Origin of the sequence: Symbiopectobacterium purcellii, assembly GCF_052050035.1 — a bacterium.
Lineage (GTDB): Bacteria > Pseudomonadota > Gammaproteobacteria > Enterobacterales > Enterobacteriaceae > Symbiopectobacterium > Symbiopectobacterium purcellii_A.
Genome location: NZ_CP189882.1, coordinates 769,564 through 786,500, shown reverse-complemented (window position 1 = coordinate 786,500; position 16,937 = coordinate 769,564). Strand labels below are relative to the sequence as shown.

At 52.2% G+C, this 16,937-nt stretch carries 12 protein-coding genes and 4 pseudogenes; 11 read left to right on the top strand and 5 right to left on the bottom strand.

Going from position 1 to position 16,937, the window contains the following annotated elements; all coding sequences use genetic code 11:
* Nucleotides 1–170: 170 nt before the first annotated feature.
* Nucleotides 171–437: an FAD assembly factor SdhE gene (sdhE, locus tag ACQGXV_RS06430; protein ID WP_440865687.1), complete on the top strand. Its 267-nt coding sequence runs from the start codon at nucleotides 171–173 to the stop codon at nucleotides 435–437.
* On the top strand, nucleotides 418–849 hold the full coding sequence (locus ACQGXV_RS06425) for a protein YgfX (protein ID WP_440865685.1): 432 nt from the start codon (nucleotides 418–420) through the stop codon (nucleotides 847–849). Before sdhE ends, ACQGXV_RS06425 begins: the two co-directional genes overlap by 20 nt.
* A gap of 48 nt (nucleotides 850–897) precedes the next feature.
* Here ACQGXV_RS06425 and fldB read toward each other — a convergent pair whose 3' ends face one another.
* Both fldB and ACQGXV_RS06415 read right to left on the bottom strand, forming a co-directional pair.
* Nucleotides 898–1,416, bottom strand: coding sequence for a flavodoxin FldB (gene fldB / locus ACQGXV_RS06420; RefSeq protein WP_440867293.1), 519 nt, complete (start codon nucleotides 1,414–1,416; stop codon nucleotides 898–900).
* A 624-nt stretch (nucleotides 1,417–2,040) separates the two neighbouring features.
* Nucleotides 2,041–3,366: an MFS transporter gene (locus tag ACQGXV_RS06415; RefSeq protein ID WP_440865684.1), complete on the bottom strand. Its 1,326-nt coding sequence runs from the start codon at nucleotides 3,364–3,366 to the stop codon at nucleotides 2,041–2,043.
* A 131-nt stretch (nucleotides 3,367–3,497) separates the two neighbouring features.
* On the opposite strand from ACQGXV_RS06415, the pseudogene ACQGXV_RS06410 reads away from it, so the two are divergent.
* The 7 genes and pseudogenes from ACQGXV_RS06410 to ACQGXV_RS06380 form a co-directional block, all read left to right on the top strand.
* A pseudogene (locus ACQGXV_RS06410) lies at nucleotides 3,498–4,433 on the top strand (IS5 family transposase); the annotation flags it as partial.
* Nucleotides 4,434–4,697: 264 nt separating this feature from the next.
* Nucleotides 4,698–5,597: a site-specific tyrosine recombinase XerD gene (gene xerD / locus ACQGXV_RS06405; RefSeq protein ID WP_440865683.1), complete on the top strand. Its 900-nt coding sequence runs from the start codon at nucleotides 4,698–4,700 to the stop codon at nucleotides 5,595–5,597.
* Between the two features lie 78 nt (nucleotides 5,598–5,675).
* A complete protein-coding gene (gene dsbC / locus ACQGXV_RS06400) occupies nucleotides 5,676–6,392 on the top strand; it encodes a bifunctional protein-disulfide isomerase/oxidoreductase DsbC (protein ID WP_440865681.1) in 717 nt (238 codons plus the stop codon).
* A gap of 73 nt (nucleotides 6,393–6,465) precedes the next feature.
* Complete coding sequence (recJ, locus tag ACQGXV_RS06395) at nucleotides 6,466–8,199, top strand: single-stranded-DNA-specific exonuclease RecJ (protein ID WP_440865680.1); 1,734 nt, start codon at nucleotides 6,466–6,468, stop codon at nucleotides 8,197–8,199.
* A 124-nt stretch (nucleotides 8,200–8,323) separates the two neighbouring features.
* Nucleotides 8,324–9,422 (top strand): peptide chain release factor 2 gene (gene prfB / locus ACQGXV_RS06390; RefSeq protein WP_440865679.1). Its coding sequence is split into 2 segments (ribosomal slippage): nucleotides 8,324–8,398 and nucleotides 8,400–9,422, totalling 1,098 coding nucleotides; the frame shifts between segments, so codons are not numbered across the junction.
* An 8-nt stretch (nucleotides 9,423–9,430) separates the two neighbouring features.
* Nucleotides 9,431–10,948 carry a lysine--tRNA ligase gene (gene lysS, locus ACQGXV_RS06385; protein ID WP_440865678.1) on the top strand — a complete coding sequence of 506 codons (1,518 nt, stop codon included), beginning with the start codon at nucleotides 9,431–9,433 and terminating at the stop codon, nucleotides 10,946–10,948.
* A 140-nt stretch (nucleotides 10,949–11,088) separates the two neighbouring features.
* Nucleotides 11,089–11,844, top strand: a complete 756-nt coding sequence (locus tag ACQGXV_RS06380) for an AraC family transcriptional regulator (RefSeq protein WP_440865676.1) — start codon at nucleotides 11,089–11,091, stop codon at nucleotides 11,842–11,844.
* On the opposite strand, the gene istB is transcribed toward ACQGXV_RS06380, so the two are convergent.
* The 3 genes and pseudogenes from istB to istA all read right to left on the bottom strand — a co-directional run.
* Nucleotides 11,805–12,593: an IS21-like element helper ATPase IstB gene (istB, locus tag ACQGXV_RS06375; RefSeq protein ID WP_440865675.1), complete on the bottom strand. Its 789-nt coding sequence runs from the start codon at nucleotides 12,591–12,593 to the stop codon at nucleotides 11,805–11,807. The genes ACQGXV_RS06380 and istB overlap by 40 nt on opposite strands.
* A pseudogene (locus tag ACQGXV_RS06370) lies at nucleotides 12,590–12,919 on the bottom strand (IS21 family transposase); the annotation flags it as partial. The pseudogene ACQGXV_RS06370 and the gene istB, both read right to left, overlap by 4 nt.
* A gap of 189 nt (nucleotides 12,920–13,108) precedes the next feature.
* Nucleotides 13,109–13,816: pseudogene (gene istA / locus ACQGXV_RS06365) on the bottom strand (IS21 family transposase); the annotation flags it as partial.
* A gap of 770 nt (nucleotides 13,817–14,586) precedes the next feature.
* Here istA and ACQGXV_RS06360 point away from each other — a divergent pair.
* Both ACQGXV_RS06360 and ACQGXV_RS06355 read left to right on the top strand, forming a co-directional pair.
* Entirely contained in the window at nucleotides 14,587–15,882 is a 1,296-nt protein-coding gene (locus ACQGXV_RS06360; protein WP_440865674.1) for a pyocin knob domain-containing protein, read from the top strand.
* Between the two features lie 187 nt (nucleotides 15,883–16,069).
* A pseudogene (locus tag ACQGXV_RS06355) lies at nucleotides 16,070–16,903 on the top strand (IS5 family transposase); the annotation flags it as partial.
* Between the last annotated feature and the right edge of the window lie 34 nt (nucleotides 16,904–16,937).

Genomic DNA, 16,937 nt, shown 5'->3' with positions numbered 1-16,937 from the left:
GATTTTCAGTTAGCATATTTGAAAGCGTTACTGAGTGCGCGCGATTGATGTCCTTCTGCGCGATACGCTGATATGCGCTAAAATATGTCAAAATGTTACATTTGGTTGAGTGTTTATCTAGACATCCGAGTTACACTACACGTTGGCGTCGATAAAAAGTAGGAAAAGCAATGGATATCGATAATAAGGCGCGAATTCACTGGGCGTGCCGCCGAGGAATGCGAGAATTGGATATCGCCATCCTGCCCTTTTTTGAACATGAGTATGATGTGCTAAACGATGATGACAAAAGCGCTTTTGTGCGTTTATTGCAGTGCGATGACCCTGACCTGTTCAACTGGTTGATGAACCACGGAGAACCGGAAGATGGGGAATTGAAACGCATGATCTCTCTTATTCAGACGCGAAATAAAGATCGTGGCCCTGTGGCGCTGTGATTTACGCGTCTCCTGGCGCATGCAGGTATTTTCTTTGCTGGTGCACGGGCTGTTGCTGCTGTTGATTCTGCTGGCACCGTGGCCGGACGGTTATGCGGTGCTCTGGCTCTCGCTGATGACGCTGGTGGTGTTCGGGTTTATCCGCAGCCAGCGTAATATCAAATCGCGCCACGGAGAAATCGTGTTGCAGGCTGAAGCAAACCTTGAGTGGCAGCATCATCGCTGGCGCATTATCCGCCGTCCATGGATGCTGAAAAACGGTATCTTACTGTCGCTGCGGCGCAGTGACGGCAAGCGGCGGCAGCGGCTCTGGCTGGCATCAGATAACATGGATAAGCAGGAGTGGCGGCACTTTCGCCAGCTGTTGCTGGAGAATAAGGCGTGGGCGGGAGAAAACCCGGACGCACAGTAGTTTCAGGTTCAGCCGGCAGCACGCTGTCGGCTGATGCCTTTCCGGCGATTACATCTGCTCAGCCATTTCCTGTAAAATCTGCTCACACCACTGCTGTAAGCGCTCATCGCTCAGGTCATACTGATTCACTTCATCAAGTGCCAGCCCGACAAAGCGTTTCCCATCCGGCGTGAGCGGTTTGGTGGTGGTGAACTCATAGCCTTCGGTGGGCCAATAGCCAATAAAGATTGCACCGCTCGCGGCCAACTGCTGATGCAACATGCCGAGCGCATCAAGGAACCATTCACCGTAGCCTAGCTGGTCACCCATGCCATACAGCGCAACTATTCTCCCTTGCAGATTCAACGAGGATAGCTGTCCCAAAATGGCTTCCCAATCTTCCTGAATCTCACCGAAATCCCACGTTGGGATACCCAGAATCAGGAATTCGTACTCTTCCATCTTCTGCGGATCGACATCTTTCACGTTGTGCAGGTCGACCAGCGATTCGCCCAAAATATCGCGAATTTTTTCCGCTGCCATCTCGGTGTAGCAGGTGCTGGAGCCGTAGAATAAACCAATTTTCATATGCAATTGCAGCGTATTAAACAAACTTGCCATTAGCCTAACCGAATCTTACAGCGAGGTATATATCCGTCATACTTCAAGTTGCATGTGCGTTGGCTGCGTTCGTTATTCGGCCCATCCCCGGGCCTCACCTCTTACGAGGCCGCCGCACGCGGCGTTCAAATCTGCTCCCGGCAGATTTGTCACCCGAATCACTTACCCGAGTAAGCTCATCGGGATTCCTTCACTTGCCGCGTTACAAGGCTCATAAATGCGCCTCGCCCTAAAGGACCAGCGCAAGCGCTGTTCAAAACGTAAACGTGTTGTCCTGCAACGCGAATTATTTAGGATATAGTGGGCTTTGTTGAATAATTTAACCGTTTGATTTACATCTTCTTTAGTTAGAATGCATTTACAGAGAATGTATTTTGTTAGAACGACAAATCAAATAGTTAGCACAATAAAAAGCATTCCGAGAGGAAAAATTAGTCGTTGAAATTTTATAATGCTTATATAAATCAGTATCTTAAATTATTCAACAAAGCCGATATAGTGTGGCTGTGGGGTGCGCGTACTGTGAGAAAACACGGTGGGAAAAAAAGGGTGAAGATTATCTTCACCCCGCTTCACGTTTGCCTGTAAGGCTTATTCGAGTGCCTGATGACGCGTTTCTTTGGTCAGCAATAAGGCGATAAGCGTTAAGGACGCCATAGCGAACAGGTAAACACCCACGTAGAACAGACCGTAGTTGGCGGTCAGCCAGGCGGCAATATACGGTGCAACCGATGCGCCCAGAATCGACGAAACGTTATAGGAGAACGACGCGCCGGTATAACGCACTTCGGTGGGGAACAGTTCAGGCAGCAATGCGCCCATTGGACCGAAGGTTAAGCCCATCAGACCCAGGCACAGCACCAGAAATAGCATTACCAGCGGTTGGCTGCCAGATCCTAACAGGGACGGGTACAGCATCGAGAACACTAGCATGCCGCAGGTAACGACAATCATGGTCTTACGGCGGCCATAGGCATCTGCCAGCAGTCCGGCAACAGGGATCAGCAGACCAAAGGCGATAACCGCTACCATCAGCATCCACAGGAAGCTGTTACGCGAGAAGCCCAGCCCTTTGGGGATTGGCGAGGTGCCAAAGGTCATGGAATAGACCGTCATGATGTAGAACAGCGTATAGGTAGCAAGCATTATGAACGTTCCAAGAATGGTTGCTTTCAGATGCTTGTTCAGCAGCGTTCCAAGCGGAATACGGACTTTCTTGCCAGCTTCGATTGCTTTGGTAAACACGGGCGCTTCGTGCAGAGAGACACGCACATAAAGGCCGATCAATACCAATACCGCCGAGGCAACGAAAGGCACGCGCCATCCCCAGGTCATGAACTGCTCTTCGCTTAATAACCAAGAGAGCAGCAGGAACGTGCCGTTGGCGAAGAAGAAGCCGATCGGTGCGCCCAACTGCGGGAATGAGCCATACAGTGCGCGCTTGTGGGCTGGTGCGTTTTCGGTAGCCAGCAATGCTGCTCCGCACCATTCACCGCCCAGACCCAGCCCTTGACCAAAACGCGCCAATGCCAGCAGCAACGGTGCGAAAATGCCAATGCTCGCGTAGGTTGGTAGCAAGCCGATCAGTACGGTAGAGATCCCCATGGTCAGCAGGGAAGCAACCAGCGTCACCTTACGACCGACGCGGTCACCGAAGTGGCCAAACAGCGCAGAACCAATCGGGCGAGCCACAAAGGCAATGGCAAAGGTTGCGAGCGACTGTAGCGTTGCAGCGGTCGGATCGCCCTGCGGGAAGAAGATATGCGAAAAAATCAGCACAGCGGCAGTGGCATAGATATAAAAATCGAAAAATTCGATCGCGGTTCCGATCAATGAAGCGACAACAACCTTACTGCGGGAGTTAACCGGGGCTGCGTCCGCCTCTGCATCGAGAGTGGGCGTGATGGTGGCTTGCATAGGACTCTATTATCTTTTTTTATCGACAGAACTGTCATTCTAGTCACAGAAAAAAAAGCATTTCAATGCTAGACTGTGTCCCTTAATTGCTTGAGCTATAGTATCCATCTGTTTCTAAGACACTTTGGATTATGGCTCGCTACGATCTTTCTGATGAAGCATGGGCAATCATTGAGCCCTTGTTACCAACCGTTTTGACATCTCCGCAGGCAGGCCGGCCATGGGCAGAACATCGCAAAATCGTCAACAGCATGTTCTGGATACTGTGTTCAGGTGCACCATGGCGTGATTTACCTGAACGTTACGGCCCATGGAAAACCGTTTATAACCGTTTCAATAGATGGTCAAAGTCTGGAGTTATTAACATTATTTTTAATAAGTTACTTTCATTTCTTGATGCTCATGGACTTGTTGACTGGTCAGCCACTGCGCTGGATGGCAGCAATATCCGTGCGCTCAAATGTGCGGCTGGCGCTCAAAAAAACATCTCGATATTATCAACGATATAGCCAACCGACTTAAAAATGATTACAGCCGATGCCCTGATATATGGCAAAGAAGCATAGCTGGCTGTTATCAAAATAATGTCGCTTAGCTATAACAGCCTGGGTCGCTCACGAGGTGGTTATGGCAGCAAAATCCACATGGCGACTGACGGAAGCGGCATCCCGCTAAATATCGTACTGAGTGCTGGGCAGGCTCACGAAAGCCTGTTCGCGTTACGACTCCTGGACGGCATTGGCGTGCAACGGCAGAACGGTAGCATGAAGCGTCGTGGTCATGCGGTACTGGCTGACAAAGCCTACTCTGGCAATGCACTCCGTAACGAGTTGAAAAGAAAAGGGATAAGAGCGGTTATTCCCCGAAAATCAAATGAAAAACTGGCTTCAGATGGACGCTCACAACTTTATCGTGATGCTTATCGCCGTCGCAACGTTGTAGAAAGATGTTTTGGCCGTTTAAAGGAATATAGACGGACTGCCACACGTTATGAAAAAACGGCAAGAAACTATCTAGCAATGGTGAAACTGGGCTGCATCCGCTTGTTTTACGCCCGGTTACGTAATTAAGGGACACAGCCTAGCCCAAAAAGTGAAAAAGCGGCTACAGAGCCTGCTTTGGCGAGTTGCGCGATTGTAAATACTTCCTGTGATATAAGTTATGCTTTACCCTATTTTGTAGCGTCTGGCGCCGAATAATGCAGCATAAAATAAATTTGCATGAAAAATCAGCGGCGCGAATTCAGGTGATGTTCCTGCCCCTTTTACCGTCACTTCGGGCATAATAACCACAGGGTTTTACCCTGCACGCCGTACAGCGAGGAGAAGCGTATGCAAGCACAGGATCGGGCACATATCGAACAGTTTCTTGAAGCTATGTGGCTGGAGCGAAACCTGGCAGACAACACGCTGACCTCCTACCGGCGAGATTTAACTGCACTGGCCGATTGGCTGGAGCATGCTGACAATGATTTATTGCAGGTGCAGGCGCTGGATCTGCAAGCTTATCTCGCCGAACGCGTGGAAGGGGGATACAAAGCGACCAGTTCGGCGCGTTTGTTGAGTGCCATGCGTCGCTTTTTTCAGTATTTATACCGGGAAAAACGTCGTAGTGACGATCCCAGCGCGGTATTGTCTTCTCCTAAGTTGCCCCAGCGTTTGCCCAAAGATCTCAGTGAGGCGCAGGTGAATGCGTTGCTGCAAGCGCCCTGTGTCGATGAGCCACTCGAACTGCGCGATAAAGCCATGCTTGAGGTGCTTTATGCCACCGGGCTGCGCGTCTCGGAGCTGGTGGGACTGACCATCGCAGATGTCAGTTTACGCCAGGGGGTCGTGCGGGTGATTGGTAAAGGCAATAAAGAACGGCTGGTGCCGCTCGGGGAAGAGGCCATTTATTGGCTGGAGCGCTACCTTGAGCACGTTAGGCCTTGGTTGCTGAACGGACAAACGCTGGATGTGCTGTTTCCAAGCTCCAGGGCGCAGCAGATGACGCGCCAAACCTTTTGGCACCGTATCAAACACTATGCCGTGCTGGCATCCATTGACAGTGAGAAGCTTTCACCGCATGTTTTACGCCATGCTTTCGCTACGCACTTGCTGAACCACGGGGCTGATTTGCGTGTCGTACAAATGTTGTTGGGGCATAGCGATCTTTCAACAACGCAAATTTACACGCACGTTGCCACTGAACGGCTGAAGCAATTGCATCAACAGCATCATCCGCGCGCCTGATATTGCAGGCGAAACAAGGGGTAGACGGCTGAACGCGCCCTTTACCGGCGGAATACACCATGAACGGGACTGAATACGATGAAAAAAGGGCTAATGGCGCTTTCCTTACTGCTCGCGGCGACGAGCAGCGCAGTACATGCCGACGACGCGGTGATTAAGCAGACGCTGACCAAACTGGGCATTGAAAAAATGGAGATCCAGCCTGCGCCGGTCGCTGGCCTTAAAACGGTGCTGACGGAAAGCGGGGTGCTCTATGTAACGGAAGATGGCAAACACCTGCTACAAGGGCCGCTCTACGCATTGGATGGCGGCACGCCGGTGAACGTGACCAACCAGATTCTGAAGGGCAAACTGGATGCCTTGCAGGATCAAATGATCGTCTACAAAGCGGCGCAGGAAAAACATGTGATTACCGTTTTCACCGATATCACCTGTGGTTACTGTCATAAACTGCATGAGCAGATGAAAGACTACAACGATCTGGGCATTACCATTCGCTACCTGGCTTTCCCGCGTCAGGGGCTGAATTCGCCGACGGAAAAAGACATGCAGTCGATTTGGTGCACCGCTAACCGTAACAAGGCGTATGACGCCGCGTCGCGCGGTGAGGCTATCTCCCCGGCAACCTGCAAGACTAATATCGGTGCGCATTATGAACTGGGCATTCAGTTCGGTGTACAAGGCACGCCAGCGATCGTGCTGGAAGACGGCACCGTGGTTCCGGGTTATCAGGCACCGAAAGAGATGTTAGCCATGCTCAATGCGCATCGAGCTGCGGCCAAACCGGGCGCGTAAATTGTCGTCAGGTTGCTCCATTAAAAACGATAACGTGTAATGCACGCCGTCACGCAGTGGAATTGAAAATACAGTGGAATTAAAAACCATACTCCGCCGGCGTCCGCTGGCGGAAGGCAGTGGGCTTCCCGCAACGCTTCCTCCGTTACTACGTCGTCTGTACGCGCAGCGCGGTGTCACCGAAGGCCAGGAATTGGATCGCAGCCTGCGCGGTCTGCTTGATTATCGCCTGCTTGATGGCATTGATGACGCGGTGGCGTTGCTGCAACAGGCGCTGGCAGAACAACGGCGCATCGTCGTGGTCGGTGATTTTGATGCCGACGGCGCGACCAGCACCGCGCTGGCCGTGTTGGCGCTGCGCAGCATGGGCGGTAGCCAGGTGACCTATCTGGTGCCGAACCGCTTTGAAGATGGCTATGGCCTGAGTCCGGAAGTGGTGGTGCAGGCAGAGAAGCTAGGCGCAGAGCTGATCCTGACGGTGGATAACGGCATTTCATCCCATGCCGGCGTGGATGATGCCCATCAGCGCGGCATTCAGGTGCTGGTGACTGACCATCACTTGCCGGGGGAAACGTTACCTGCCGCCGATGCGATGATTAACCCCAATTTGCGCGACTGTGCTTTTCCCTCCAAATCGCTGGCCGGTGTCGGCGTAGCATTTTATCTGATGATGGCGCTGTTTGTGCGTCTGCGCGACAGCGGCTGGTTTAGCCAGCAACGGTTGGCGGAACCGAAGCTGGCCGAACTGCTCGATTTGGTGGCGCTTGGCACCGTGGCCGATGTGGTGCCACTCGATGTCAATAACCGTATTCTGGTATCGCAAGGGCTGAATCGCATTCGTGCCGGTAAGTGTCGCCCTGGTATTCGCGCCTTGCTGGAAATCGCTAATCGCGATGCCAGCCAACTGGTGGCCAGCGATCTGGGTTTTGCGATTGGGCCACGTCTCAATGCGGCAGGACGTTTGGATGATATGTCGATTGGCGTGGCACTGCTGCTGTGCGATGACATCGTCGAAGCGCGGATGCAGGCCAGCGATCTGGATGCGCTCAATCTGGCGCGGCGTGAAATTGAACAAGAGATGCATGCGGAAGCCATGCAACTGTGCGAAAAGCTGGAGCACGGCCTCGATCAACTGCCCATGGGTATCGCCATGTACCACCCCGAATGGCATCAGGGAGTGGTCGGTATTCTGGCATCGCGGCTTAAAGAGCGTTTCCATCGCCCGGTGATTGCGTTTGCACCGGCGGGTGAGGGGGTGCTCAAGGGATCGGGGCGTTCGATTCCCGGTCTGCACTTGCGCGATGCGCTGGAACGCCTGGATACCTGCTATCCGGGGCTGATGGTTAAATTTGGCGGTCACGCGATGGCGGCGGGGCTATCGCTGGAAGAACATCAGTTTGATGCCTTCCGTGCGCGCTTTGGTGAACTGGTCGGCGAGTGGCTGGATGAATCGCATTTGGAAGGTGTTATCTGGTCGGACGGTGAACTGATACAAACCGAACTGAATCTGGTGACGGCAGAGATTCTGCGCGATGCCGGGCCGTGGGGACAAGCGTTTCCTGAGCCCACGTTTGACGGGCGTTTTCGTATCTTGCAGCAGAAGCTGTTGAAAGAGCGTCACCTGAAGCTGATGTTAGAGCCGGTTAACGGTGGTCCGCTGCTGGACGGTATCGCGTTTAACGTGGATACCCGTTGCTGGCCCGACAGCAGCATTCGTGAAGCTGAGCTGGCTTACCGCCTTGAGGTTAACGAATTTCGCGGTAAACGCAGCGTGCAATTGTTGATACAGCATTTATGGCCGCTGTAGTGAGTCATCGCACGCATGGGTAAAATTGCGCAAGACGGCTGTAAACCTGGCGTGTATTCCGCTAGAATAGCCGGTTTATATCCATTTTTCTCCGTCGTTTGACGGCTAACGTAAGACGCTAATCATGTTTGAAATTAATCCGGTAAAAAACCGCATTCAGGACCTGTCTGACCGGACAGCTGTTCTGAGGGGGTATCTTTGACTACGATGCCAAGAAAGAACGCCTGGAAGAAGTAAACGCCGAGCTGGAACAGCACGACGTCTGGAATGAACCTGAGCGCGCACAAGCGCTGGGTAAAGAGCGCTCCTCGCTGGAAGCGATCGTCGACACCATCGATCAGATGACACAGGGACTGGAAGACGTTTCCGGCCTGCTTGAACTGGCAGTGGAAGAGGACGACGAAGAGACGTTCAACGATACCATCACCGAAGTGGATGGGCTGGAAGCCAAGCTGGCACAGCTTGAATTCCGCCGCATGTTCTCCGGCGAATACGACAGCGCCGACTGCTACCTCGATATTCAATCTGGCTCCGGCGGCACGGAAGCGCAGGATTGGGCCAGCATGCTGCTGCGCATGTACCTGCGTTGGGCCGAGAGCAAAGGCTTCAAGACCGAAGTGATTGAAGAGTCTGAAGGGGAAGTCGCGGGTCTCAAATCGGCTACCATCAAGATTATCGGTGACTATGCGTTTGGCTGGCTGCGCACCGAGACGGGCGTGCACCGTTTAGTGCGTAAGAGCCCGTTTGACTCCGGTGGTCGCCGCCATACCTCATTCAGTTCCGCGTTTGTCTACCCGGAAGTGGATGATGATATTGATATCGAAATCAATCCAGCAGATCTGCGTATTGACGTATATCGCGCCTCCGGTGCCGGTGGACAGCACGTTAACCGTACCGAATCTGCGGTGCGTATTACCCACTTGCCCACCAACATTGTTACCCAGTGTCAGAATGACCGTTCCCAGCACAAGAACAAAGATCAAGCGATGAAGCAGCTGAAAGCGAAGCTGTATGAGTTTGAGATGCAAAAGAAAAACGCTGAGAAGCAGGTGCTGGAAGACAACAAGTCCGATATCGGTTGGGGCAGCCAGATTCGTTCCTACGTACTGGATGATTCCCGAATCAAAGACCTGCGCACCGGGGTGGAAACGCGTAATACCCAGGCTGTGTTGGATGGCGATCTGGACCGATTTATTGAAGCAAGTTTAAAAGCGGGGTTATAACAAGTCACATGGCTGAGTCACAATCACAGAGTGCCGATCAGGCGCTGGATCTGAACAACGAATTGAAAGCGCGCCGCGAAAAGCTGTCGGCGCTGCGTGAACACGGTATCGCTTTTCCTAATGATTTCCGCCGTGATTCCACTTCTGATGCGCTGCATGCGGCTTACGACGATAAAGAAAACGAAGAGCTTGAAGCGCTGGGCATCGAAGTGGTCGTGGCGGGTCGTATGATGACGCGCCGCATCATGGGTAAAGCCTCGTTCGTGACGTTACAAGATGTGGGTGGCCGCATTCAGCTGTACGTGGCGCGTGACGACCTGGCTGAAGGCATCTATAACGAACAGTTCAAAAAGTGGGATCTGGGCGATATCCTGGGCGCGCGCGGCAAGGTGTTCAAAACCAAGACCGGTGAGCTTTCCATCCATTGTACTGAACTGCGTTTGCTGACCAAGGCGCTGCGTCCGCTGCCGGACAAATTCCACGGTCTGGCGGATCAGGAAACCCGCTATCGCCAGCGCTATCTGGATCTGATTGCCAACGACGAATCGCGCAACACCTTCCGCGTGCGTTCGCAGATCATGTCCGGTATCCGCCGTTTCATGGTGGAGCGTGGGTTTATGGAAGTTGAAACCCCGATGATGCAGGTGATCCCCGGCGGTGCTTCCGCGCGTCCTTTTGTGACTCACCATAATGCGCTGGATATTGACATGTATCTGCGTATTGCGCCGGAACTGTACCTGAAGCGTCTGGTGGTTGGTGGTTTTGAACGCGTGTTCGAAATCAACCGTAACTTCCGTAACGAAGGGGTTTCGCCGCGTCACAACCCGGAATTCACCATGATGGAACTTTATATGGCCTATGCCGATTATAACGATCTCATCGAGTTGACCGAGAGCCTGTTCCGCACCCTGACGCAAGACGTGCTGGGCAGCACCAAGGTGCCTTACTGCGATCAGACGTTTGATTTTGGTAAACCGTTTGAGAAGCTGACCATGCGCGAGGCGATCTGCAAATATCGTCCGGAAACCAACGTGACGGATCTGGACGATTTCGATAAAGCATCGGCGATTGCAACGTCTCTCGGGATCAAGATCGAAAAAGGCTGGGGTCTGGGCCATATCGTGACCGAGATCTTCGAAGAAACCGCAGAAGCGAATCTGATCCAACCGACCTTTATCACCGAATATCCGGCGGCAGTTTCCCCGTTGGCGCGTCGTAATGATGACAACCCGGAAATCACCGATCGTTTCGAATTCTTCATCGGTGGGCGTGAAATCGGTAACGGCTTCTCCGAGTTGAACGACGCAGAAGATCAGGCGGAGCGTTTTGCCGATCAGGTACGCGCAAAGGATGCCGGTGACGACGAAGCCATGTTCTACGATGAAGACTACGTTACCGCGTTGGAACACGGTCTGCCGCCAACCGCGGGACTGGGCATCGGTATCGACCGTATGGTGATGCTGTTTACCAACAGCCACACCATTCGCGACGTGATCCTGTTCCCGGCGATGCGTCCGCAGAAGTAAGTTTCTTCGAACGACGGATGCGTAATAAACCCCATGCTTGCATGGAGTTTTTTTATCCCTAGTCATCCCGCGAGCCATGCTGGTAAACCCACAGAGAAAAATGCTACCGTCACTCTTCTGTTTCGGGGGGAAGTGGATCCATGATCACCTATCGTGATGGCTGGTTTGAACTGGCGTTGTTAGAAAATACCGGCGGATTTCCACGCCATACTCATGATGAATATGTGATTAGCGCCAATCTTAACGGCGTGGAGCATGTCTGGCTGGATGGCAACACCTTTGATGTCGATCCCCTGATGGTGACCACCTACAATCCGCATCAGCTACAAAGCGGTGATAACAGCGATGGGCGCTGGCAATGTGGCTCGCTCTACGTTCAACCCGGTGCGTTTCAGCATTTCTTTGGTCGTGCCTTTCAGTTTGCACAAGGCGTGCAACAGACTCCCGTTCTGGCGCAACAGTTGAAACTATTGGCAAGCCCCAGCGATGAGCCGGGCGATGGCGCGATGTATCAGGAGCGGCTGGTGCTGCTACTGGCCGCATTGATGGACAACGACATGGGCAGCTCTGCGCCGTTAAAGATGGTCAGCGAGGGTGGCAGAGTCAAACGCATCAAGGCGCGTTTACTCGATTGCCTGGCAGAACCGCCCAATCTGGATGCGTTGGCGCGTGATGAACACATTACCGTGGCGCATCTGGTGCACAGTTTTCATCAGGAAGCCGGTATGCCGCCGCTGGCATGGCTGATGCAGCGCCGTATCGGCAAAGCGCGTGAGCTGCTGCGTCAGGGCATGAGTATCAGTGAGGTTGCTCTTAGTTGTCAATACCGATTGAATTCTGACCCACCCCCTTTGAATTACTCGAGCGTAGCTGCTTTAGTTTTCTTCTGGATCTGACCGCTTTTCAGCTTATCTTTCAGTCGATAGCTTTGACCGCTGATTTGCGCGATATGCGCATGGTGAAGCAGCCGATCCAGCATCGCCGCCGTCAGCGTTTCATCATCTCCGAATGTCCCCGACCACTGGGTAAACGGCAGGTTGCTGGTCAGGACTACGCTGCCTGACTCATACCGTTTAGCGATAACCTGGAAGAACAGATTGGCTTCCATTTTACCGAAGGGAAGGTAGCCAACCTCATCTATGATCAACAACTTAGGCTTACCCACAACGCGATTAAGATAGCTTTTTAACTCCCCCTGACGATGTGATGCGAGCAGCTGTAGCATCAGATCTGCGGCTGTGACGAACCGAATACTCATTCCGGCCATCGCGGCTCTGTAGCCGAGTGCTGTCGCCAGGTGCGTTTTACCTACCCCGGACGGACCCAGCAAGACCAGGTTCTCCTGACGCTCGATAAACGCCAGCCCGGCCAACTCCTGGATATGACTGCGAGGTACGCCACTCGCAAAGGCGAAATCAAACTGCTCCAGCGTCTTGATCACCGGTAGGCCTGATAAACGCAAAATAGTCTGCCGGCGCCGTTCGTTCAGCCCATCATGCTGAAGCTGTAAAGCAGCTTCAAGGAAGTCGGCATGAGTGCCGTTGCTGTCGATCGTCGTCTGAGCAACGGCGGGCCACTCAGCCGGTAATCTATCGAGCTTAAGCTGCTCGCAGAGCGCTGCGATACGATCATGCTGGAGGTTCATGCTTCTACCTCCAGTAGCGCTTGATACGTAGCCAACGGGTGCTGGAGACTCTCTGTGGGTATGGGGCGCGAGCAACTCGCCGGTACCGGTGGAGGCAATGCCAGTGTTATCTTCGGCAATGGCAACAACGCAGCCCGCTCACGCGGCATGCGTTGTTCAGGCGGAATAGCGGTGGTGCCATGTTTACGGGTCTTGGCAACGGTGATCAACCACTCACCAATGCGTGCATTAGCCGCGGGGACGTCCAGTATCAGCCCAGCCTGGCGAAACGTGGCGGCAAGCGGCACAACAAAGCTGTTCTTGAGGTAATGGTTGAAGCGTTCGACCGGCTTTGTTGAATAATTTAACCGTTTGATTTACATCTTCTTTAGTTAGAATGCATTTACAGAGAATGTATTTTGTTAGAACGACAAATCAAATAGTTAGCACAATAAAAAGCATTCCGAGAGGAAAAATTAGTCGTTGAAATTTTATAATGCTTATATAAATCAGTATCTTAAATTATTCAACAAAGCCCGTTCGACCTTACCCTTAGTCTTGGCGCGGTAGGGACGGCAAACTTTAGGCGTAAAGTCATACTTCTCAGCCAGTTGCATAAGCTGTGGGTTCCAGCGATGCTTGCCGGGCCCGTAGACATCACGCTCAATAATGATGGCCTTGGCGTTGTCGAACAGCAACTGATGCGGAGTTCCGCCAAAGAACTTAAGTGCAGACTCAATGCCGTCACACCAGGCTGCGGACTCCTGGTTGCTGTAGAACTTGACGAAAGTCGCCCGGCTCCAGCCCAGCGTAGCGACGAAGGCCAGCAACGGGTTATGGCCCTGCCTGACGATGGTGAAATCAACCTGCATCTGTACGCCGGGTTCGGTCTCAAAGCGCGTGACCGCCTCAGTAACGGGCTGCTTCATGGGGTGTAGAAATGCGGTAAGCATGCTATAGCCGCCATCATATCCCCGTTGGCCTATCTCGCGCAGCAGCACACTGGCCGGTATCCACTGTGGTCTGGCAGCAGCAACGCGCTCGAGAACATACGGCTTGAACGGGTCAAGCTTGCATGTTGTAGGCATACGCGGCTTGTAACGCATGTCAGCCACCGGTAGTGGACTACGGATATATCGTTGAACGGTCTCGCGGGAGCATGAAAGCTGCCGCGCGATGGCGCGGATGGACATGCCTTGACGGTGTAAAACGTGAATCTCCACTCTGGTCTCCAATGTCATCATTGGCAGTGCCTTAAAACTGCCATTTTTACCCTAGGTGGGTCAGATTTACATCGGCAGGTGGGCCAGTTTTACATCGGTAGCGACAACTGTTCAGATTTATGAAATTGAGTCTGTGCAATCCGATTCACAATTAACGCTGGTATCGGCGTTCAATGGTACAACGGGAACGGGTAAAGCCTATGCCATTCCCACTTCACCAGCTGTTTCGGTTGAGCAATTTGCCCATGAGTTTGCATCAACGCTGGCTTATTATAGCTAAGCGACATTATTTTGATAACAGCCAGCTATGCTTCTTTGCCACATATCAGGGCATCGGCTGTAATCATTTTTAAGTCGGTTGGCTATACCAGCAGCAGCTATCAGGTTGGCAGCATATATTAACCGGAACAGGGAACGTTACTCTCACCACGCCAGATGGGCAGACCGTCACCGTTCGCTCGCAAAAGGCATGGGATGAAGCGCTGACCGGAAGGGCTGATTTAACGTCAACCTACCGAAAACGTGGCGGTTTAGGCACGGTTGATTTAAATACAATTACTGGGGAGCAGGACGGGGTTTGGTATCAAAACTCTACTGGGAATGCAAAAGCCGCTAGAAATTATCCAGTTTTAGTAGCTGGCTCACTTCTGGTTGTTGCGAATAATGCAAATGGGTTAACTGCTGCTCATCAAATGTATTTCCCGTATAATTCGCCCCGTGTTTATATCAGATATTTTCTTGCCGGTGGCGCTTGGGGTGTATGCTCTGAAATTTGGAATAGCGCCAGTCTTGTGCCGACACGAGACGACCAAGCAACTTTATCTATGACCACCGCTGCTTCTGTACACGCGTGGGCGCTAGCAAATTCATCCCGTTCATTTAGAAATGATGGGATAAACACTGACGCTTCAACTATTCGATTTGGTTCGGGCGCGTTTACAAAAGTTAACGGGACTTACTCACTATTGACCGCAGGCCCGTCAGTTTCGACAAGTGGGGTGAAAATTCAAGCTGGTGATGCAAACGGCTATGTGAGTTATAACATTTGGACAGATCGAAACCTAACGCCAGCAGACATGTACGGCGCTCGCGGAACATTGGGGACCGCTGACCTCGATACGATATTCGGGCAAGCCTACCGTGGCGTATGGGATCAAGGGGCAACTGCTAACGCTACCTTAGCCCGACACTACCCAATAGTGAGCGCGGGCAGCCTTGAGGTTATTTACAATGCGGCTAATGGTGTTGGTGTTGGTGTTGGTGTTGGTGTTGGTGTTGGTGTTATTCAACGTTATACAACCCACGCCAGCAATAGAGTATTTATCCGATATAAAGCCTCAAATACCGATGCATGGTCGGCATGGGGTGAATATTGGACAAGCGGTAATCTTGTAAAACAAACGCAAAATTCAGCTGCAAATGGCGATGTCTTAGTAGCTGGCTTAGCTGGCGGTATTGGGCGCGATTACTCACAAGTGTTGCCCGACGCAACCCTTGCTTCTGATTTTCGCGTGAATGGCGTTTGGTACGCCCGAACGGCTCAGCAATCGGACGTGCCAAACAGCGGTTATCTGCAAAACTTGTTTGGTAATCCAGCCAGCACCTACGGTGCTCAAATTTGGGTTGATGTAAGAAACAGCGCGCCGTCGTTTCGCTACAGGACAATAGAGAATAACGCCGTTGGTACATGGTGCGAATTCGCAACTTTAAATACCGCACAAACCTTTACCGGAACAAAAAACTTTACAGGTGCCCTTAATACTACAAATCTAACCATACGCCCAACATCTGGAAATACCGGCGTAGAAATTGGTCGTACAGATGCCGCTAGTTCATCGTTTATCGATTTCCAAACCAGCGGCAACGATTCCGATTATGACGTGCGCATGATTACCTCTGGCGGCTCAGCGACAATCGGCCAAGGGACTATGAATATCGTTGCCGCTTCGCTCCAATGGGGCGGCTACACGGTAATGACTACAGGCATGGACCAAACGATCGGCGGTAAGAAAATCTTTAATAGAAGTTCTGAGGCTTTACAAATAAAGGCGCTTGATGACAGTGTAAGCTGTTTTATTCGCGGTTAAAAAGCCAATGACACGGCGCATTGGTACATTGTCAAGGGAGATTCAACATATGACGTCACTTTCGCAAATCAGCATTCAACATCAGGAAGCGGCCTGGTTTTAGCGGAAGATGGCTTTGTTGAATAAATCGAACTTTCAGGGGATCGCCGGATCAGAGCACTATCATCGCTCCCGATAGCAGCTCCCCATGGCAAAGCAAAAGTTTAAAATCACCAACTGGCCCACCTACAACAAAGCACTCAGACAACGCGGCTCCCTGACGGTCTGGCTTGATGAGTCCGCCATCGCTGCATGGACTGACAGTGCTTCGCCTGAAGGTCGTGGTCGGCCGCTTTACTACACCGATATGGCTGTTACCACGGTTTTGATGATAAAGCGCGTGTTTAACCTGTCGCTCCGGGCATTACAGGGCTTTGTCGACTCGGTTTTTACACTGATGAGCCTGCCACTGCGCTGCCCGGACTACTCTCTGGTCAGTCGGCGGGCAAAAACCGTCAGTATCAGCATAAAAACGCCAACGCGTGGTGAAATCTCGCATCTGGTCATCGACAGTACCGGTCTGAAGGTCTTTGGCGAAGGTGAATGGAAAGTCAGGCAGCATGGGGCTGACAGACGAAGAGTGTGGCGCAAGCTTCATCTGGCAGCAGACAGTGCGACGCATGAGATTATCTGTGCCGACTTATCGCTCAGCGGAACGACAGATGCGCAGGCACTGCCGGGCCTGATTAACCAAACCCACCGAAAAATCAGGGAAGTGTCAGCAGACGGTGCTTATGACGCCCGTTACTGCCACGATGCGTTGCTGAGAAAGAAAATCAGGCCCCTTATCCCGCCGCGAAGCGGAGCGAAATACTGGCCGGACAAGTACTATGAACGTAACCATGCGGTGGCGAATCAGCGTCTGAGCGGGAGTAATGATATGTGGAAAAAGAAAGTGGGTTATCACCGGCGTTCAGTGGCAGAAACAGCGATGTTCCGCATAAAAACTTTGCTGGGTGGCCACCTGAGCCTGCGTAACTATAGCTAAACGACTTAATTTTGATTACATTATTTAA